Below are 19,571 nucleotides of genomic sequence, written 5' to 3'. Positions count from 1 at the left end.
CTCGGTCGGGATCAGTAGGTGAGGCGGAACGTGGCGACGAAGCTGGCGGTCGGCGGCATGATCGTCTGGAAGCCGTTCGACAGTGAGCCTACGGCGCGAGTTTCCGGATCCCACACGTGCTGGTTGGCGATGTCGACGTAGATCTCGCCGTCACGCGACGTGTTCCAGCCCTGTTGTGCGGTCCACAGCATCGAAAGGTTGCGACCCGCGAGCGTGATCGTGCCGCCGGAGGCGCCAACTTTCGAGGTGAGCGACGGCTTGAGCGTGTACGACGCGGACAGCTCGCGCAGTTTCAGGAAACCAGCCTGATACGTGCTCGGCGCGTCTGCTTCGATCTGGCGATAGGTCTGAAGGAGCGGATCGTTCTGCAGGATCACCGCCTTCGTCGAGCCCTGGTTGTGCAGCGCGCGAATTTCGGTGTCCGACTGCCAGTTGCCGCCCGTGCCGTCGACGCGAGCATAGAGGCGCAGGTTGTCCCACAGCGTGACCGTCGTGTTGAAGCCCTGCTGCCAGGTCGGCTGCGTGTGGCCCCAGAACACTCGTGGTGCTGCCGTGCCGCTGTACGTGCCGATCGGACACGGTGCGTCCGGTCCGCCCTGCTCGAGTCCCGACTTGCCTGTGCCGCCGTCGCAGATTGCGGAAAGCACGGCACCGGTCGGGCTGAGCTGCGCCGAACGAACCTTGTACATGAAGAAGTCGCCGAGGCCGTAACCGACACGGGCCTGAGCCTGACCACCACCACCGACCGTCAGGAACTGCTGTCCGCCGAGGTCGACGACGCGGTTGCCGTTGTTGGAGAGCTGCGCTCCAAGTTCCCACGAGACGCGACGACCCTGCAGAATGCGGACGTTGGCGCCGAATTCATTGCCCCACGTCTTCCAGCGACCGATGTTGATCACCTGGTTGCCCGGGAAGCCGACGGACGGCGGCACCGGGACGTTCACGATCGCGTCGGTGACGTTTCGATTGAAGTTCGTGTACGTCAGGTCCAAACGGCGATCGAACAGCGACGTCTCGAAGCCGAGTTCGAGTTCTGTGCTGCGCTCCGGCTTGAGGTCGGGGTTACCGAACGATGATGGCACGAGGCCGCCGACGTTCTGATAACCGACGCTCGAGGTGTAGAGTCGCGCGGCGTCGAACGTGCCGGGCTGGTTGCCGGCAGCGCCGTACGCGCCACGCAAACGCAGGTCGCCAACCCAACGACTGATGGCGCCAGCCTTCTCCTTCCAGAACGGCTCTTCGCTGATCACCCACGATCCGCTGATCTTCGGATAGTACGCAGCGGAGTAGTCCTTACCGAACGAGCTGTTGTCGTCACCGCGAACGGCGGCCGTAAGGAAGAGGCGATTCTTCCATGCGAGTGCTTCCTGCACGAACAGACCGACGGTCGCGTTGGCGGTGTAGCCTTCGCCCGCGGCGAACGTCGTTGCGCCGGAGACCGTGGTGATCGGCGATGCCGGGAACGTCGTTCCCGTCGCCGTGATGTTGCTGATCTCCGAACGATAGGCCTGAAGACCCATCGAGGTCGTGAAGTCGAGCGACCGGATCGAATACTTGAGATTTCCTGAATAGTCGAGCGTCACGAAGTTGCGCGACGAACGAGTGACACTCTTCGAGCCGTTGCCGTTGGACCCGTAGAACGTGGCGTTGTCGGCCGATTCGCGCGGATAGAGCGTCCAGTTGTTCTGCGAATTCACGTCGAGACCGACGGCGAGGCGATGCGTGAACCAGCTGAACGGCTCGTACTTCGCCGTCACGCTCGTCGTCATGCGGTCGTTGTCGGCGTGATCTTCGACGTCATCCCACAGCGCGGCCGGCGCGAAACCCCAGCCGCCCGTTCGTGCGATCGAGGCCGGCGTGCCCGAGCCCCATACGAGATTGCTGAATGGATCCGGGTTGATCGAACCGTTCTGGGCGAGGCGGATGCGATCGCGGATGTAGCCGAGGCTTCCTTCGATGCGGAGCTTCTTGTTGGCTTCGATGTCGATGTTGGCGCGAGCGCCAACCTTTCTGTCCCAGTTCCAGGCGACGACACCGCCGTCATTGTCGTACGTGCCGGACAGGTAATAGCGCGTGGCATCGTTGCCGCCGTGGAGATTCAGCGCGTATCCCTGATTGTGGCCATCCTTGAAGATGGCGCCCGTGCCGTTGTCGATGGCGTAGCGATACAGGTTGAATGACTGCAGCGCGCCGCTCGCATCCTTGAAGTAGAGTAGACCCGCTCGGCCTTCGGGATTCGCGAGCCAGTTTTCTCCCTGGCGCGCGCTGAAGTCCCAGTGCGGGGCGCTGTTGGCGCCGCGCTTGGTGATGATCTGGACAACGCCGTTCGACGCTTCCGTTCCATAGAGCGTCGCGGCGGCGGGGCCCTTGATGATCTCGATGGACTCGATGTCCTCGGGATTGATGTCGTTCAAGCGGCTTGCGCCCGCTCCGCCGCGCTGGGCGGGTCCCTGCGCTGGGCTCGCGTCCATACGCACGCCGTCGATGTACACGATCGGATCCGTGTTCAGCGAGAGGCTGCCGACCGAGCGCACGCGGATCTGCGCGCCGGTTCCGACCTGTCCGGTCGAGGGGAGAACGACGACGCCTGGTGTGCGCGCTCCGATCAACTGATCGACGCTACGCGGTGCCGACGTTTTCAGAACGTCGTTGGCGTTGATACTCTCGATGACGTTGCCGACCGCTCGTCGCTCGACGGCGCCACCAGTACCGGTAACGACGACTTGGTCGAGTTGGATGGAACGTTGCGCGAGTGCGAAGTCGGCGGTGATCGTCTGACCGGCGACGACCGTGACTTGACGATCTTTTGCGCCGTAGCCGAGCACTCGAACGCGCAGTTGCACGTTGCCGGCGGGGACTGCGCCGAGCGTGTATTTGCCGGCAGCGTCGGTGCGAGCGCCAACGACGCGGTCACCTTCACCTGCGACTGTGATCTCGACGCCGGCGAGCGGCCGTCCGCCCACCGTGTCGGTGACTTGTCCAGTGATTCTGCCTGTCTGCGCGTGCGCTGCGCGACCAACGAAGAATACCGCAAGTAAAAGCGGCATCCATCGAACTACCATACGATGCAACATCGATCCCCCCGGGTGGAGCGAGATGTATCGGCGCGTCACCGCGCCGCAGGAATTTTCCGTGCGGGGAAGATGTAGTTGGATATTGTATGCGGCAATACGTAGGCGATAATGCGGATCTGTCGTGCTGGCACCGGGAGTGGATCTGGTTCGGTGTTTCGCGACGTGCGTGTGCGACGAGGCGCCCTCGCACGGTGATCAGAGCATTGTGGTTCGAGTCATGTGACGCAACCGGCTCATTGCGTAGTTCCAGTAGCAACTGGTGGTACGTCTGCTCGCCACGGCGAGCCGACGCGATTCGTCGTGTCGTGGCCGGGCGTTGGATAGCTAGCCGTCGGCACGCCGCACGCCGCACGCCGCACGCTAAGGCGTGCTGTCAGGTCGCTCCGACGAATGCAGATGCGCGATCTTCCATCCATTCGCGCGACGAGTCCACACCATCGTCTGCGTAATACGCATGCGCTGCTGACGCCCAGCGCTGTCGGTGTAGACCTCGCGAAGATTGTCAGCCACCACCGCGGCACTCGGATCGAGCACGTTGATGTACAACGAGTCGATGTGCACCTCGACGCTCTTCAGTCGCCGAAAATCGGCAGCGTCCTGTAGCCGAATATTGTCGTAGGTGAGCCAACCTTCTCCGCCGTCGAACGCGCGAAAGTCGGTGTCGGGCAGAAAAAAGCTGAGAATCACGCTCGTCTGCCTGTGGCGCAGCGCCTCGTGGAATTGCTCGAGCGATAGCCGAACCGCAGTCGCCGTGGCGTCGCGATTGAAGTTCTCTACGATCGCCGCGGGACGGATCGCCGCGCACGCTGTGACCACGGCCATGGCCACGCCCGCAAGCGCGAGACGAATGAACGGCGACCGCTGCGAGACAGGGGTCATTTACGGAAGCTTGCCGTCCAACTCGTCGTACACCCGGCGAACTGCGGTCTCCACCTGACTGCCGTACAACGTCCAGGTGGTGAGATCGCCCCAGTTGCCCTTCTGCGCAGCTTCGCACAGCGGCCGAGGCCCGCCGTCGGCGGGGGCGGGCGCTTGAACGCACGGCACCTTGGCATCGTGCAACCGTTTCGCCTCGGCGACGACCTGCTCGGTCGCGACACGGAAGGTACGCAGGTCAGTCTTTAGAGTATTGGCATCATCGACGAATCCGTGCCCCGGCACGTACCACGTCGCGTTCATCGCTTCGGCCTTCTTGATCGTCTGCACCCACTCTGACGGATAAGCCGAGCGCATGGCGGGGAAGATGGCGTGGAGGTACGCCTCGCTCATGAAGAGTACCCGCTGATCCGGCAGATACACACTTAAATCGCCGCCCGTATGTGCTCGGCCGAGATTGAGTATTTCTATATTCGTCGTGCCGATCTTTAGGGCACGACGGTCGGCGACGGCTTCGGTCGGAAGCGGCGGTTTTCCCGCGGCGTCGAGCACTTTCTTGGAGGCTGGCGACGCCACGAACGTGACGCCTTCGGGAAAGGCCGCGTTGCCGCCGGTGTGATCGCCGTGGTCCGAACAGATGATGACGTACTTGATCGGCTGTGTCGTCGTCTTCTTGATCCAGTCGACCATCTCGCGTGTCTGGGCGACGTTTCCTTGACCGTCGGCAACGAGTACACCGTCGGTGGTGACGACGATGAGGCTGACTGTCGTCATCTGGCGGCCGGGATCACCAGCGCGCAGCGCTTCATAGGAGTAGACGCCGGGCACGAGTTGCTTGGCGCGCGGGAAGTCCGCCGCCGAGAGTCCGCGCTTGATCGGATCACCGGTCTGCACGACCTGCGCGCTCGCGGGAAGGGCGGCAACGATGCTGAGGAAGGCGACGGCGACAAAGCGGTGGCGCATTGTGGTGGCGAGAGTCGAGAGTGAGTCGGCGTCTGCCAATGTGCGGCGCAATCCAGACTCGGGGAAGTGCTCGCGCTCCGGACGAGTGGCGCGCATCTTCTTCGCGAGACCTGGCCAATGGAGAGTCGTTCATGAGTACGGTCGTGCAACTATTCGGCGCCGCACGTCGCCTCGCAGCGTATCTCGCACTGTCGTTGCTGTTCCCGTCGACGGCGTTTGCAACATGGTCTGTGATTGCGATCGACATGGCGACAGGTCGCGTCGTGATTGCGTCGGCAACGTGCGTCAATCGCGACGACGCATTTCTCATGGGCGTGCAGGCCGTGGTCGTTCCGGGCAAGGGTGTGGCGGCCTGTCAGGCGGGTGTCGACGGCACGCACGCGAATCAGATGCTCGTCTACGCCGAGCTACAGAAGGGAACGAGTCCGGCGCGGATCATCGAATTGCTGTCGCAGGATCCAGCGTTCCAGTCGCGACAGTTCGGAATTCTCGATCTCTCGGGCCGAAGTGCGGGCCACTCGGGATTGACGAACGGCTACGTGTCGCAGGACATCCAGGGACAGGTGCCGGGCACGAAGATCTACTATTCGATTCAGGGCAACATCCTTCGCCCGGGCGAGGTCGTGCCGAATGCCGTGAAGGCCTTTCTTGGCACGAACGGAGCGATCACCGACCGCGTGATGGCCGCGATGGAAGCCGCGGATGCATCGGGTGGCGACAGCCGATGCAGCTGTCCGCCGCCGCCGGCCGACGGATCGACGCCGGCAATTCCGTGCACGTCGAAAACGGCGCACGTCGCATACATCCTGATGTCGGAGCGCAACGATACGAATGGTGACTCGCACAACAACGGCAAGTACACCATGTATCTCACGGTGACGCAGCCCGAGTCGGGTGGGCCGAATGCGATTCATGCGGGTGAGAATCTCAATCCCGTGAAAACGCTTCGTATGCGATACGACGTGTGGCGCGCGGCGCAGCCGGCGTCATTCAAATAGGGCGCGATCATGAAATTTCAAACACTCGTGCGACTGATCGCGCTGCTCGCAGTCATTGCTCCACTTGGCGCAGCGTCGGCGCAGAATCCTCCTGCTGGCGCCCCGGCTGGACGTGGCGGCGGTGGCGGTGGAGGCGGACGTGGCCGCGCCGTTCAGATCATGACGCTGACTCCGAACGGTTTTGCCGACGGCGGACAGATTCCGGTCAAGTTCTCGCAGGCGGGTGACGAGGTATCGCCCGCGCTGACGTGGTCAGGCGCGCCCGATAGCACGGCGAGCTTCGTGCTCATCGTGCATGACGCGAACGCCGTCGCCGGCAACGGCATGGACGACGTGCTGCATTGGATGGTGTGGAATCTTCCGGCGTCAGCGCACGCGTTGCCCGAGGGCGTTCCTCAAGGGCCGCAGCTCGCGGATGGCAGCCGGCAGATCAGCGTGACGGGTCCGTACTATCGCGGTCCAGCGGCGCCGTCGAGCGGACCGCCGCATCACTATGTGTTCGAGCTCTACGCGCTCGACACGATGCTCGATGTGCCCGCGGTTGGCGCGGCGCCGGCGGCGACTCGAGCAGCGGTCGTCGCGGCGATGACGGGACACGTTCGAGCAAAGGCAGTTGCCGTCGGGTTGTTCAGACGCGCTGCGCCATGAAGCCGCGGAAGCGATCGAGGGCATGCGTGAGCGTGTCCTCGGTCGCCGCAAAACAAAAGCGCACGTAGCCTTCACCGTCGGCGCCGAACGCCACGCCAGGTGCGAGTGCAACACCAGTCTCGCGCACGAGTCGTTTGACGAACTCCGTTGAATCGCTGAGTCCTTCGATCCGCGGAAAGGCGTAAAATCCGCCTTCAGGATCTGGGAGCGACAATCCTGGAATCGATCGCAGCGAATCCATTACCTGAGTGCGTCGAGCGGCGTAGTGGTCGCGTAGCTCACGCACGTACGACTCGCCATCGCGCAGCGCGACGATTCCCGCCTGTTGCACCATCGCTGCCGCGTTGGAGCTCATGAACTCCGCGGCCTTGTACATCATCTGGATGTTGCGCTCGCTGCTCTGTGCCCAGCCGAGTCGCCAGCCGGTCATGTTGTACGTCTTGGAGAAGCTGTTGACGACGATCAAGCGATCCTTGTTTGCGCAGACGCGCGCGATGGATGGAGCGATCGGCGTGTCGAAGACGAGTCGCTCATAGACTTCGTCGGCGAGAATCACGAGGTCGTGACGTTCGGCGAGTTCGCATAGAGCGCGCTGCTCGTCGGCAGTCATCATCCAGCCGGTTGGGTTGGACGGACTATTGACGATGATCATCCGCGTGCGGTCGTCGATCGCACGCTGGACGAGATCGAGGTCGAGGTGGAATCGATCGCCGTGGCGTGTGAGCGATACCGACCGCGGCTCGCCGCCCGTCATGATCACTCCGTTGACGAAAATCGAATAGGACGGAGAAATGACGACGGCGTTGTCGCCCGCACCCATACACGCGCGTATGGCGGAGAAGATCGCCATCGACGCGCCGACGGTACTCATGATCTCGGAGCGTTTGTAGGCCACGCCGTGCAGCTCGAGAATCTTGTCGGCGATCGCCTGCCGGAGTTCCGGGTATCCGGCGGTGTGTGTGTAGAACGTGTGTCCGTTGCGCGCTGCTTCGTCTGCCGCGCGAATGATGAAGTCTGGCGTCGGGAGATTCGATTCGCCGTAGCAGAGCATGAGCGAACCGGGAATGCTCTCTGCGAGTGCGCCGATTACGACCATTGGAGATTCTACGACGTTCAATACTTCTGATCGAAAGCGCATTGTCACTCGTTTGGGTGATTCGCACTGCTTCTTGCTCGTCGTATGATCTCACGCCATACTGGGATTCGCTACATCCACCCAGGAAAAACAACGAGGTCTGCGATGAACCGACTGCGAGCGTATCTGGCGGGCGTGGCGCTCACGATGGTGATGATCGGGACAGCAACCATCGCGCGTGCCCAGAGCTCGGCGAAAGCAATCGACGTGACGGGCAAGTGGTTATTCAACGTCACCACCGACGGCGGAAGTGGCACGCCGACGATCACGCTCAAGCAGCAGGGCGACTCACTCACCGGCCACTATTCGTCGCAGACGTTCGGCGAGGCGGACTTCAAAGGCACGGTGAAGGAGTCGAAGATCAACTTCAGCATCAAGGTCGACGTCCAAGGGCAGGGACTCGTTGTCACCTACTCTGGCACGGTCGAGAGCAATGATGCGATGAAAGGCACGGTCGATCTCGGCGGTATGGGCAACGGGACGTTCACGGCCAAGAAGCAGTGACGAGCCGGCTTCGATGACGGTCCGAATCGACGGATTTAGCGAATTCACGGATTCTACGGAAAGAACACCAGTTAGCAGAAATGCCCGTGTTGTTTCCGTGAATCCGTTTCATTCGCGCAATCCGTGTTTTTCCTCGTCGTGGTCTTAAGCCGCACCGCAGTTCATTTCCCGGGTCGCAGGCCTCGGACGAACTTCATGAGCGTCTCTCGCTCCGCGGCCACGCGCGCCGCCGGCCCAAAGAGTTGAACGAACAACGTTCCCCGCGGCGTCTCGGCGATTCCAGCCAGTAGTGCCTGTCCTGGCTTCGCGTTCTCTTGTGATCCCATCCCGATGCCGCGCGCGTACGTGCCGCGATACTCAGCGAAGGTGATCGGAAACGCGCCCGTGGTATCGCGCGTGATCGTCTCGGGGACTGGCGAGCCGTCGGGCGTCGAAAACTGCGCCTTCCATCGCGCGAGATTCGCCGGGACGTCGCCGCCCTGTCCCTTACCAAAGAAGTAGACGACGACTTCCGCGCCGGTGCCGCCATCGGGCGCCGCGATGGTGTATTCGGCGAGGCGCATTGCCGAGGCTGGTGCGCGACTCACCCAACCAGCGGGGACGGTCGTCTGATAGTCGAGCAGCGAAACCGTGGACTGAGCGTGAGAGGCCGATGGCGCGACGAGCGCGATGCAGAGCGCGAGCAATAGAGCGAGGCGGTTGGGTGTCATGGCCACCATGATAGCAGCCGGCATCGGCGTCCGCTTGCCCCGCCGACGGGTTCGGCGGCACTATTTTCGGATCATGCGTCTATCCCTCAAGGCACTTCCGTTCGCGCTCGCCCTCGCGATTCCAACCGCGACCGCTGCTGCGCAATCCTCCGCTGGTGTCATTCCCGGCGTCGAGGTTCTTCTCACCGACTCGATGCACCTCATTCGAGGCAAGCGCGTCGGTCTCCTCACCAACCATTCCGGCCGCAATCGACAGGGGACCAGCACGATCGATCTTCTGTTCAAGGCGCCGGGCGTGAAGCTCACGGCACTCTACGGACCGGAGCACGGCATTCGCGGCATCGCCAAGGCCGGCGAGAACATCGCGTCGAGCGTTGACTCGGCAACGGGTGTGAAAGTGTACTCGTTGTATGGCGACACGAAGTCGCCGAGTGCCGACATGTTCAAGGACATCGACGTTCTGATCTATGATATCCAGGACGTCGGCGCGCGGGTGTACACGTTCGAATGGACCGGCGCTCTCGCGGCGAACGCGGTGAAGAAGCCGGTGATCATTCTCGATCGTCCGAATCCGATTCGCGCTGACCGATTCGAGGGCAACATTCTCGATCCGAAGTTTGCATCACTCGTCGGCCAGTATCCGGTTGCTCTCCGCTACGGTCTCACTGCTGGCGAGTTAATGAAATTTCTCGCCGGCACGAAGCTGATCGACGCGAACATCACCGTGATACCGATGAAGAACTATCGGCGGTCGATGTGGTTCGACGAAACGAAGATTCCGCGCGTGAATCCGTCGCCGAACCTGCGCACGCTCGAGGCCGAGCTGCTGTACCCGGGCACGGTGTTCTTCGAGGGAACGACGGCAACCGAGGGCCGTGGAACGGACTCGCCCTTCACGCTCATCGGTGCTTCGTGGATGACCGACAACGCGGCAATCGCGAAAGAGCTGAATGCGCTCAAGCTGCCTGGCGTTCGCTTCGATACGGCGACGCGTACGATCGAGCCGACGTACAAGTTTGGCGGCCAGACGATTCCGATGATTCAGGTCCATGTGACCGATCGGAACGCCGTGAAGCCAGTCGAAGTCGGCGTGCGAATGCTCCGCGCGATCTATGCGCATCATCCGAAGGACTTCCAGTGGCGCCAGGCGTCGATCGATCGACTGGCCGGCACCGACAAGCTGCGGCTTGCGGTCGAACAAAACGGCGTCGACGCCCTGTTGAAACAGTGGGACGCCGACGCCGTTACGTTCGCCAATCAGGTGAAACCCTACCTGATCTACCGTTAGAGAAGTCTTACCAGTCGATCCTCATGCCAACCTGACCCTGTCGTGCGGCATATGCACCGGTCGCGACGCCGTACGAGGCAACCGGCTGTCCCGTCGCGGTGTACTGCGTACCGCCGTACGACAGGTTGTTGCTCCAGTTGAACAGGTTGAAGACCTCAGCCGAGGCGCTGATCGTCTTGCCCTTGGCTGAGTAGAGTGGGCGAGCCAGGCGAACATCGACCGTACGATACCAGTTGCGGAACGAGTTCGCCGGCAGCGCCGTGCGATTGCCGCTCGCGGTCGTCGTGCCGCCGACGTAATCGTCGCCAGTGATATTGTCGAGATTGATGTCCCGACCATCCGTCGTGAGGAACGGACGCGGGCTGGCGATCGTGGTGATCGACGACAGCATGAAGCCGAACGGAATCGGGCTGACTTCCGACAGCACGAAGCGATGGCGCTCATCGCCCGTGGTGCGCTGACGATCGAACAGGAAGTTGTAGGAGAAGTTCGGTAGCGCAGCGGTGTCGAAGTCGCCCTCGTACCAGCCGAGCGTGTACGCGAGGTTCAGGCGCGTCTTGTTCCGCTGCCACGTGGCCTGCGTCAGGAACGCCGAGTAGTCCGCCTTGCCAATGTCATCCCACAGGACAATGTCGCCGTAGTTCGCCGTGAGCGCGCGCTTGTTCGGCGTCACCGACTTGTCGACGTAGTTTGGATTGCGCTGCACGTAGAGGTTGTCCATGTGCTGGCGCACGTAGTCGACGTTGATACCGAACTGGTCGTTGAACTGATGACCGATACCGAGCGACGACTGAAGGCTGTGCGGCGTCTTCATGTCTTCCTTGATCAGGATCGGCGCCGGCGAACCGGACTGACCGCTGATCACACGCTGACGGAGCACGGCTGGATCAACCGTACCGGGATTCGTGAAGTTGTACGTGCGCCACGTGGAGTTCTTGCGCTCCTGGAAACCGATGAAGCTCGTCACGCGGTCGTAGATGATGCCGAAACCGCCGCGCACGAACGTCTGATTCTTGTTCGTCGGATCCCACGAGAACGAGACACGCGGGGAGAAGTTGCCGAGTTGGTTCTTACGGTTGCCCGTATTGAGGTAGTCCTTTAACTGCGGAATGGCCTGCAGCACCGGATCGCTCGCCCACGGAACCGTGTAGTTGTTGTTCATCGTGTTGAACTCGGCGTCGTGGCGAAGACCAAGCGACAGCGTGAAGTTCTCACGCATGCGCCATTCGTCGTTCACGTACACGCCGGTGGTGAAAGCGTTGGCGCTTGCCTTCGCGTCGCTGATGCCGTTCGGATCGGTGAAGCCGACGGCGATCGATGCAGTGGTCGGAAGCGTCGACGTATCGGTGAGGAACGTGAACGTTCCATCCTTATTGCTCGGATACGTCTGACTCGCTCCGATGCGGCTCAGTTCAACGCCAGCCTTGACCACGTGTGAACCGGCTGCGTCGACGTTCCAGGTTGCGCGATCGACAAGGCGCGTGTGCAGTTCCTTGAGGATCAGCGGAAAGCCCGACGTGCCGAACGTGATGCCAGGATACGACAACTGCGGACCAGCCTGGAGCGGCGCTTCGTTGTGATCCCAGCTCACGAGCTGCAGGCTGGCTTCGTTCACGAAGTTTCCGCCTGGCGCGAGATATCGCTGACGGAGTTGGCCCGTGTAGATCTTGTACTTCTGCGAGATTCCGCCATTCGGTGCGACCTTCGCGCCGAAGTTGCCCTGGCCGTCGAGGAAGCGGGCCGAGACCATGGCGTCATACGTCACCGTCGGGCTGTTGACGTAGGTGAGTCGCGTGAAGAGCGTCTGGTTCTTGTTCGGCGCGAGGTATGAGCCTTTGTACTGTGCCCAGTTTGCGCCGCTTGTCGGGTTCACGTCGAGATAGAAGTCGGTCGACGTGAGCTCGTAGCTCGCCGCGAGGAACAGCTTGTCCTTCACGATCGGTCCGCGAAGGTTGAGACCAGCCTGGTCGCGACCAAAATTCGGACGAACCGTCTGGAATGGATTGCGCGCGATCATCGACTTGTTCTGCAGGAAACCAAACGCCGAACCTTGCCAGTCGTTTGTGCCGCGGCGGCTCTCAGCGCTGATGACGTACGATCCGGCGCGCGTGAATTCAGCGTCGTACGGATTGGTGTAGACGCGGAACTGCTCGAGCGCTTCCTGCGGCAGCGGCGATCCCGTTTGACCGAGACCGACGATGTTGCCGTTGTAGAGGCTCTTCATTTCGACGCCGTCCATATAGACGTTGAAGAAACGAGAGTCTGGCGCCGCGCCACCGGATGGCAGCGTACGTCCCGACTGCGGCGCGTATGATTTGATGCCTGGTGCGACCGCCGCGAGGTTCATGATGCCGCGCTGGTTCAGCGGAAGATTTTCGATTTCTTCCTTGAGTACTGGCGCGGACACCGAGAGGCGTTGCACTTCGACATGCTTGACGCGTTCACTAACGACCTGGGTCGCGGCGAGTTCCGCGGCACCCTTGGCCATTTCGAATTCGAGTCGCGCGCGCTGGCCGATGACTAGTTCGACGGCTTCGGTGTTCGGCTTGTAGCCGAGTGCGCGGACGGTGACCGAGTACTTGCCCGAGAACAAACCGAGGATGCGGAATTCGCCGGTTGCACGCGTCGTCGAGCGAGCGGTTTCTTGGGTCGCCGTGTTGACGACGGTAACCTGCGCATTGGCGATCGGAGCACCCTCGGACTTGACCAATCCCTCGAGGGTAATCGTGTTCTGCGCGTGAAGTGGATGTGTGAGTGCCACGGCCATCATTGCCGCGGCGAGCGGGGCGAGCAGGCGATGAGCGTTGAATCGCATCGCGTACCTCTCTCAAAGCGTAGGGGGGATAGAGGAACTACGACCTCTACGACATAATACGGGGCAACCCAGTCAAGGGCTACAAGTGCTTCGTTGCATCATCGCGACAGTATTCGGCTTGAGTACCATTGCGGTATCCGCGCAGGGGCAATCGCGGGATACAATCGTCTCTCGCGAACTGGCGCCGGGCGTGAGCTATCGGCAGTTCACCGACAAGAACGGCCCGCTCGTCGTGTATCTGGTCCGTGTCGACCTGCGGCACAAAGATCTCGATCTGCGCGTTGCTCGCGCGAAGGATCAACTGCGCGGACGCGAGAAGCCAACCGAGATGGCGAAACGCCCGCAACCAGACGGTGCGACGGTGCTGGCCGCGGTGAACGCGGACTTCTTCGAGTTGAAGTCGGGCGAGAACGAGAACGATCAGGTGATTGGCGGAGAATGGTGGAAAGGCCTCAAGGTCACCGACTCTCCGTACGACACCTACGACAACGTCCACATTCAGTTCGGGCTCGACGCGGCGCGACGTCCATTGATGGATCGCTTCATTCTCGACGGACGCGCGTTGGTGCATGGTACGACGACGCCGATCATGACGGTGAACTTCAATCCGGTCGGGAAACCGGAGGGCACCGCGCTCTACACGTCGCGCTTTGGCGAGACGACGCCGAGTGATACGACACGGCAAACTGCGGAAGCAGCGCTCGAGTCGATTGGCAAACGCGGCGACACGCTTCTTTTTCTGCGACGTGGCGCGGTATCGGCCGTTTCGGGATCAGCGATTCCGAAGAATGGCGCGGTGCTCGCTGCGTATGGCGCGGGATCGCGCACGAAGGAAGTGCAGGCGATGGCCGATGGCGATACGGTGAGAGTCGTGCTCACGACGCTCCCGCGTCCTCCGCGCGGTGCTGCGCCAACGCTGCTCGTCGGCGGTTGGCCGCGAATTCTTCGCGACGGCAACAATGTCGCGTCGGAGGCGGCCACGGTCGAAGGCACGATCTCGCGCAACGCCGAAATGAAGCATCCGCGCACCGCCATCGGCTTTTCGCGCGACAGCACGACACTCTATTTGCTCACCGTCGACGGACGCTCGGAGAACAGCGGCGGTTCAACGCTGACGGAGCTGGCCACACTCATGCGCCGCGTTGGCGCGTGGCAGGCGATGAACTTCGACGGCGGTGGCTCGACGACGATGGTCGTCAACGGAGAGTTGATGAACAAGCCGACCGACAAAGAGGGCGAGCGCGAGGTGGGCAACGCGCTGCTCGTCGTCCGAAGGAAATGAGTATTTTGTGAACTATCGGCTGGGATTCATCCAGAGCTGCATGGCGGCGTAGGCGCGCCACGGTCGCCACGCATCCGCGGCTTTGAGCAAGCGCGCTGCGGTGAGATTCCCGGCATTGCGTCGAAGCACGAGATCGCCAGAGGGAAACGCATCGGGCCAATGGAGCGCGCGCATCGCAATGTATTCCGCCGTCCACGGTCCGATGCCTGGAACGTCGAGCAGTTGTCGAGTGGCTGCGCTCACGTCGACGTCTGGTTCTAGCTGCACGTCACCGGCAGCAACCCGCAGTGCGAGCGCGTGAATCGTTGCCGCGCGCGCTTCGGTGAGCCCAACCGCACGTATGCTCGACACGCTCGCCTCGGCAAGTCGCTCGGCCGTGACTGCGAGGCGGTTGAGCGATGGATGCCCAATATCAGCGACGTCGCCAAATGCCGAGGTGAGCCGCGCCATTAGAGTCGTGGCGCCCTTCACGCTCACCTGCTGTCCGATGATGGCGCGAATTGCCAACTCGAATCCGTCGAACGCGCCGGGCACGCGCAGTCCGCGACGCAACTGTCGTAGCGGAGCAAAGCCTGATGCTGCGAGGTGTGACTCGATCTTCGCTGGGTCGGCGTCGAGATCAAACAATTGGCGCACACGCGCGCATACGTACATGAGCGACGGCACGAGTGCGGCAGACACGTCGAGTTGCACAATCGGTGACGCGGATGTTCGGGCTTCGGATTGCCGCACGGAAATCGTTCCGACGCGGTCGCCCACGCGTACGGTTCGCGAGTACGTTCCATCGACGACGAGTTCGACGCCTGGTGTTGCGCGGGCGGCGAGAAAGCCGAGTAGCGCAGGCCAGTCGATGGGTGGTCGATACGACAGCGTCAGCGTCACGCCCTCGCCGGTTTCAGTCGCCGAGGGACGCGCTGGTCGCCGACGGAGAGCGTCGGGTTTCATGCGGTAGCGTGTGCTGAAGAGCGCGTTGAATCGGCGTAGACTCTGAAAGCCGCTCGCGTAGGCGACGCGCGACATCGATAGGCTCGTGTCAGTGAGCAGCCGCTTCGCCAGCAGGAGTCGGTACGTTTGCGCGAGCTCAATCGGAGAGACACCGAGCTCGTGGTGCATTGCGCGCCGCAACTGACGGCTGCTGACGCCGAGTTCTGAGGCGAGGTCGTCGACGCTTCGTCCGTTGAGTGCGCCGGCGGCGATTCGTGCTGCAGCGGATTCGGCGAGTCGAGGGACAGCGTCAACTCGCGCGAGTCCGGGCGCGAGTTCGGGACGACAGCGTAGGCAGGGACGAAAGCCGGACCGTTCGGCTGCCGCAGCGGTGGAGAAGAATCGGCGATTCTTTCGAAGCGTGACACGCGCCGGACAAATGGGCCGACAGTAGATGCCCGTGGACGTGATGCCGACGAAGAACACTCCGTCGAATCGGGCGTCGCGCGCCTCGAGGGCGCGGGTGTAACTCTCACGGTCGAGCGGGCGCATAGATCAAGAATATGCGCCCGCCGCGAACTTGGCTCGCCGTTTTCGGACGTTGAAGGCGTGCCGCTCGACGCGCCCTGTCGAGCTATTTCACCTTGGCGCGCTGCGTCCAATACACGATTACGCCACAGCGACCAGAGCGCGTGATGTCTCCGCCCATGCCGGGCCACGTGTACCGTTGAAACTGTTGCGGCACGGAGTCGGGCCGCGCGTACACCTCCAGCGCGACGAGGTCGTATGGGTACTCTGGAATCGGATTCGCCGGCGAGGCGTCGCGTCCGTTCACCAACGACTTGATACATCCCCACGGGAGCATTGGCGCTACGACGCGGATTGGTCCTTGGTCGCGTGTCGTGCGAACAGTCTCGCGAAAACCTTTGAGATCGCGAAAGAGATCGGCGGTGTAGAGCGCTTCCTTGTCGTCGATCTCGGTGTAATCCATGAACGTTCCGACTCCCGCCTGCCGACGGCAGACGAAACCCTCGAGAGTGAACTCAGGACACTTACGGTCAGCGCGAATGGTGACCGTGTCGAGCATCGGCATTCGCACCGCGAGCGTGAGTGTGATGTCGACGTGGCTCGTCTTCGACAGCTTGACGTCGAAATCCTCGGGAGCGAAGCCGAGCTTTCGCGCGCGCACTGTGTAGTTGTCTGGATCGAGACCGGAAAAAACGAAGTGACCGGTCGAATCGGTACGCGTGCGGAGCGTACCAGGGTGGACGACCACATCGGCTCCTGCGACCGGGCGCGCTGCCGAGTCTTTGACGATGCCGGTGATCGTCCCGCCGGTGGTTGGCTGCTGGGCGCGCGCGGGTAGCGCGACCGCGACAGCGAGCAGGACGAACTGAAGTGCGATGCGTGTAGACATCGGACCGCCTGGAAGTAAAAGCTCAGAACAACAAGCGACGAGTCTTACAGCAATATTCCTACTGCCCGACCGCTTCCGGGGCTGTTGTACACCGCCATGTCCGCTCGAGTTCGCCTTTACGAACGATCTCTAACAGTAGCCGTGGCCGCCAGCCCCGGAATGTTGCTACTTCTTCGGCGTCAACTTGATTGCGCCGGCCGCTTCACGTGCCTTCAATACCGCCATGACGTCCGCCATTGGCAATGGCGTAAATTCGCCCGATAAGAAATCTCGAATCTGAAGCGCCGTCTTTCCCTTGGTGAGAAGAATTGCCAACTCGGCGTTGAACTCGTCTGGGAGACTCGGGCCAGCGGGGCCAGCACCTCTGCCACCGCGCCCGCCACCGGCCGCTCCACCACCACCGCCCGCGCCGCCAGCTCGACCAGCAGTCGTGACGCCAGCCTGTTCGACGACGAGGGTCGACGCCTCACGTTCCTCCGGCGTCATCGCCGGCTCGACAGCCGCGACGCTTCGCTGCAACGCGTCGAGCTGATAGGCGGCCTTCACTTCATTCAACAACGAATTCGCGCGCTGATCGATCAGCGGCTCGAACGCTGCCGTGCGCTTCTTTCCTTCGTCTACGTTCGTCCACAGCACGCTCGCCGACCGCACGACTGCCTTCTCGATCTCGGCCTGATGCTGAATCGCGACGCGCGCTTCCTTGTACGCCTGCGTGAGTTGCGTTCCGTTTGTGGCGTCCGCCATGTAGCCGAGTCCCTTTGTGTGCGACTCGCCCATGCGGGATAGACCGCGACCGAGGTTGTCGCTCACGACGCGCGCAGCCATTTCATCCGTGCCAGTCGAGATCACGGCAAGTCCGCCGAGTCCAACGGCGGCGGCGCGCTTGTATTGCGTTGGGTCCTGCTTGTCGGGCGTGTCTTCCGAAGAGTGATACCACATGTCCGGCCAGGTGATGAACATGACGGCCGGGATGCCGTGCTGCATGTACGTCACGTGATCGCTCGAGCCGTAGTGTTTGTCGATCTTGATGTAGAACGCGTCCTTGCTGCCGCGAGGCGCTTCCACCGGCTGCGTGGGCGCGTAGCCGAGGATGGAGCGACGGAAGCGAATGCGTTCGCGAGAGATGTCGGCGATGTACTCCATCATGCTCTGCGCAATGTCGTTGAGGTACGACGGGAAGGTGTCCGGCGTACGCTGCAACACCCAATAGCTCCGGCTGTCGGCGACGCGAATCGCTTCCATGTCGAAGTTGAGCGTGCCGATGATCTTCTTCTCTTTGTCGGGATGCGCGTTGAGATACGCGTTGGTGCCAGAAATTTCTGGCACGAACTGGAAGTTGATCGTGCGCTTGGGGCGGGGGAGTTTGCCTTCGTTGATCAACTTGATGTATGCGCGACCGATCTCGAGGATGAGTGCGCAGCCGGAGTTGTCGTCGTTCGCGCCCTGTTTGATCACGCCCTCGTACAGATGGCCGCTGATACCGACTTCCTGCGTCGTGCTGCCGTCGCCGGGAATCTCGGCGTGTACGTACTCGGTCTTGCCCGGTATTTGAACGCTCTTCACGATTGAGCGAATCGTGATCTTCTCACCGCGCACGAGCAGCGCTTGGAGATTGTGCTGCACTTCGGGCGTCACCGACCACGCGACGGTTCCGGGTTGTGCGTTCACTGTGGACGACACGATCTGAGTCGGGAAATCGACAGCGCGTTGATAGCCGATCGCGCTGATGCCGAGCACGCCCTTGGCCCCGCGCTGAATCGCCTGTTGGTAGACCTGACCAGTCGAACCGGAGGTGAGCACGAGCTTGTCCTTCACGTCCTTGCCTTCGAAGTCCTCCGGACGCCCAGCGTTCACGTCGATCAACTCAGCCGTGATGTCACCGTTGGCGTTGAGCGACGCGAGTGCCAGCGCGATGTCGTGAATGTCGAACAGCTTCACGTTCTTGGGCGTCGTCATCCATAGTTCGCCCTGCGTGGGCTGCCACGCCATGGTCGGCGTACCGAACGTCTCGATGGAGACGTTGCTGAAGCCATATTGCTTCGCGAAGTCGGCAATGACGCGACTCTCGCGATACGGTCCGTTGTATTCCTCGGGAAGACGGACGCGCTGATACGGCACCAACTCCAGCACGTGGTGCATGGCGCGCTCGCCGGAGACTTCGTTGATGATCGCGGTCATCTGCGCCTGCGTGAGCAGCGTGCGATCTTCGCGTTCTTGCGCGAACAGTAGGGACGGGGCCAGCGCGCCGATCGCGGCGATGGCCAGGGATCGTGCTTTCATCAATCGCCTGCCTTGCTTGTGGGGGGACGCGACGAACTCTGCGACGGGAGAGTATACCGATCGCTACGCAGACTGACAGTACAGAGTTGGCGCTGAGGCCTATGCGCTCGGAAGCTTCACGAAACGAAGGGCCACGGAATCGATGCAGTAGCGCAGGCCCGTGGGCTTGGGACCGTCGTTGAACAGGTCACCCAAGTGCGCGTCGCAGCGGCGACAGGTGACTTCACTGTTCGTGAAACCGCTGCTTGGCTTTCCGTGCTTCACATTCTCTTCGGCGATCGGCTGCCAGAAGCTCGGCCAGCCAGTGCCAGAGTCGAACTTGACGTCGGAGCTGAAGAGGGCAGTGTCGCAGCAGATGCAGCGAAAGAGCCCTTTGTCGTGGAGGTTCCAGTACGCACCGGTGAACGGCCGCTCCGTTCCCGCCTCGCGAGTGATTTGAAATGCGAGTGGAGTGAGCTGCTTTTGCCACTCCTCGTCGGTCTTCACGACCTTGGGAACTCGGACGGTGCCCTGCTTTTCGCCCTTGTCGGAGAACTGCACGATGGTGACGTCGCCCGGCGCGCTGGCCTCTTTCGAACGACAGAGCGTCGCCGCCGCGGCGGCAATCACGAATTCTCGGCGCGTCAGGGCGAACTCCGTCATCGATCGGATCTCCGT

Annotated in this window: 15 protein-coding genes; 5 read left to right on the top strand and 10 right to left on the bottom strand. The window is 62.0% G+C overall.

Annotated elements, in window-relative coordinates; translation table 11 throughout:
• Window positions 1-11: 11 nt before the first annotated feature.
• From AC6H4Z_RS23175 to AC6H4Z_RS23165, 3 genes are all read right to left on the bottom strand, one after another.
• Window positions 12-3,047 (bottom strand): SusC/RagA family TonB-linked outer membrane protein, encoded by a 3,036-nt coding sequence (locus AC6H4Z_RS23175; protein WP_497544344.1) that lies wholly within the window; start codon window positions 3,045-3,047, stop codon window positions 12-14.
• Between the two features lie 387 nt (window positions 3,048-3,434).
• Window positions 3,435-3,953, bottom strand: a complete 519-nt coding sequence (locus AC6H4Z_RS23170; RefSeq protein ID WP_497544343.1) for a nuclear transport factor 2 family protein — start codon at window positions 3,951-3,953, stop codon at window positions 3,435-3,437.
• Complete coding sequence (locus tag AC6H4Z_RS23165) at window positions 3,954-5,009, bottom strand: MBL fold metallo-hydrolase (RefSeq protein WP_497544342.1); 1,056 nt, start codon at window positions 5,007-5,009, stop codon at window positions 3,954-3,956.
• A 35-nt stretch (window positions 5,010-5,044) separates the two neighbouring features.
• On the opposite strand from AC6H4Z_RS23165, the gene AC6H4Z_RS23160 reads away from it, so the two are divergent.
• Both AC6H4Z_RS23160 and AC6H4Z_RS23155 read left to right on the top strand, forming a co-directional pair.
• A complete protein-coding gene (locus tag AC6H4Z_RS23160) occupies window positions 5,045-5,911 on the top strand; it encodes a DUF1028 domain-containing protein (RefSeq protein ID WP_497544341.1) in 867 nt (288 codons plus the stop codon).
• 9 nt (window positions 5,912-5,920) lie between these two features.
• Window positions 5,921-6,559, top strand: a complete 639-nt coding sequence (locus tag AC6H4Z_RS23155; protein WP_497544340.1) for a YbhB/YbcL family Raf kinase inhibitor-like protein — start codon at window positions 5,921-5,923, stop codon at window positions 6,557-6,559.
• On the opposite strand, the gene AC6H4Z_RS23150 is transcribed toward AC6H4Z_RS23155, so the two are convergent.
• Window positions 6,540-7,697 (bottom strand): pyridoxal phosphate-dependent aminotransferase, encoded by a 1,158-nt coding sequence (locus AC6H4Z_RS23150; protein ID WP_497544339.1) that lies wholly within the window; start codon window positions 7,695-7,697, stop codon window positions 6,540-6,542. The two genes, AC6H4Z_RS23155 and AC6H4Z_RS23150, sit on opposite strands and share 20 nt — an antisense overlap.
• A 102-nt stretch (window positions 7,698-7,799) precedes the next feature.
• Between AC6H4Z_RS23150 and AC6H4Z_RS23145 the strand changes: the two genes are divergently transcribed.
• Window positions 7,800-8,198, top strand: coding sequence for a hypothetical protein (locus AC6H4Z_RS23145; protein ID WP_497544338.1), 399 nt, complete (start codon window positions 7,800-7,802; stop codon window positions 8,196-8,198).
• A 161-nt stretch (window positions 8,199-8,359) separates the two neighbouring features.
• On the opposite strand, the gene AC6H4Z_RS23140 is transcribed toward AC6H4Z_RS23145, so the two are convergent.
• Window positions 8,360-8,908, bottom strand: coding sequence for a hypothetical protein (locus tag AC6H4Z_RS23140; protein WP_497544337.1), 549 nt, complete (start codon window positions 8,906-8,908; stop codon window positions 8,360-8,362).
• A 73-nt stretch (window positions 8,909-8,981) separates the two neighbouring features.
• On the opposite strand from AC6H4Z_RS23140, the gene AC6H4Z_RS23135 reads away from it, so the two are divergent.
• The gene (locus tag AC6H4Z_RS23135; protein ID WP_497544336.1) at window positions 8,982-10,196 is read left to right on the top strand and encodes an exo-beta-N-acetylmuramidase NamZ family protein; all 1,215 of its coding nucleotides are present in this window, start codon (window positions 8,982-8,984) and stop codon (window positions 10,194-10,196) included.
• Window positions 10,197-10,203: 7 nt separating this feature from the next.
• Here the strand turns inward: AC6H4Z_RS23135 and AC6H4Z_RS23130 are convergent, their stop codons facing one another.
• Window positions 10,204-13,011: a TonB-dependent receptor gene (locus AC6H4Z_RS23130; protein WP_497544335.1), complete on the bottom strand. Its 2,808-nt coding sequence runs from the start codon at window positions 13,009-13,011 to the stop codon at window positions 10,204-10,206.
• Window positions 13,012-13,096: 85 nt separating this feature from the next.
• Between AC6H4Z_RS23130 and AC6H4Z_RS23125 the strand changes: the two genes are divergently transcribed.
• The gene (locus AC6H4Z_RS23125; protein ID WP_497544334.1) at window positions 13,097-14,293 is read left to right on the top strand and encodes a phosphodiester glycosidase family protein; all 1,197 of its coding nucleotides are present in this window, start codon (window positions 13,097-13,099) and stop codon (window positions 14,291-14,293) included.
• A 12-nt stretch (window positions 14,294-14,305) separates the two neighbouring features.
• On the opposite strand, the gene AC6H4Z_RS23120 is transcribed toward AC6H4Z_RS23125, so the two are convergent.
• The 4 genes from AC6H4Z_RS23120 to msrB form a co-directional block, all read right to left on the bottom strand.
• The gene (locus AC6H4Z_RS23120; protein ID WP_497544333.1) at window positions 14,306-15,769 is read right to left on the bottom strand and encodes a DNA-3-methyladenine glycosylase 2 family protein; all 1,464 of its coding nucleotides are present in this window, start codon (window positions 15,767-15,769) and stop codon (window positions 14,306-14,308) included.
• Between the two features lie 82 nt (window positions 15,770-15,851).
• Window positions 15,852-16,634: a carboxypeptidase-like regulatory domain-containing protein gene (locus AC6H4Z_RS23115; RefSeq protein ID WP_497544332.1), complete on the bottom strand. Its 783-nt coding sequence runs from the start codon at window positions 16,632-16,634 to the stop codon at window positions 15,852-15,854.
• Window positions 16,635-16,799: 165 nt separating this feature from the next.
• On the bottom strand, window positions 16,800-18,914 hold the full coding sequence (locus AC6H4Z_RS23110; protein ID WP_497544331.1) for a M28 family peptidase: 2,115 nt from the start codon (window positions 18,912-18,914) through the stop codon (window positions 16,800-16,802).
• Between the two features lie 99 nt (window positions 18,915-19,013).
• Window positions 19,014-19,556 (bottom strand): peptide-methionine (R)-S-oxide reductase MsrB, encoded by a 543-nt coding sequence (msrB, locus tag AC6H4Z_RS23105; protein ID WP_497544330.1) that lies wholly within the window; start codon window positions 19,554-19,556, stop codon window positions 19,014-19,016.
• Window positions 19,557-19,571 lie beyond the last annotated feature (15 nt).

It is taken from the genome of Leucogemmata humicola, from assembly GCF_055379415.1.
This window is presented reverse-complemented; position numbering and strand designations above follow the sequence as displayed.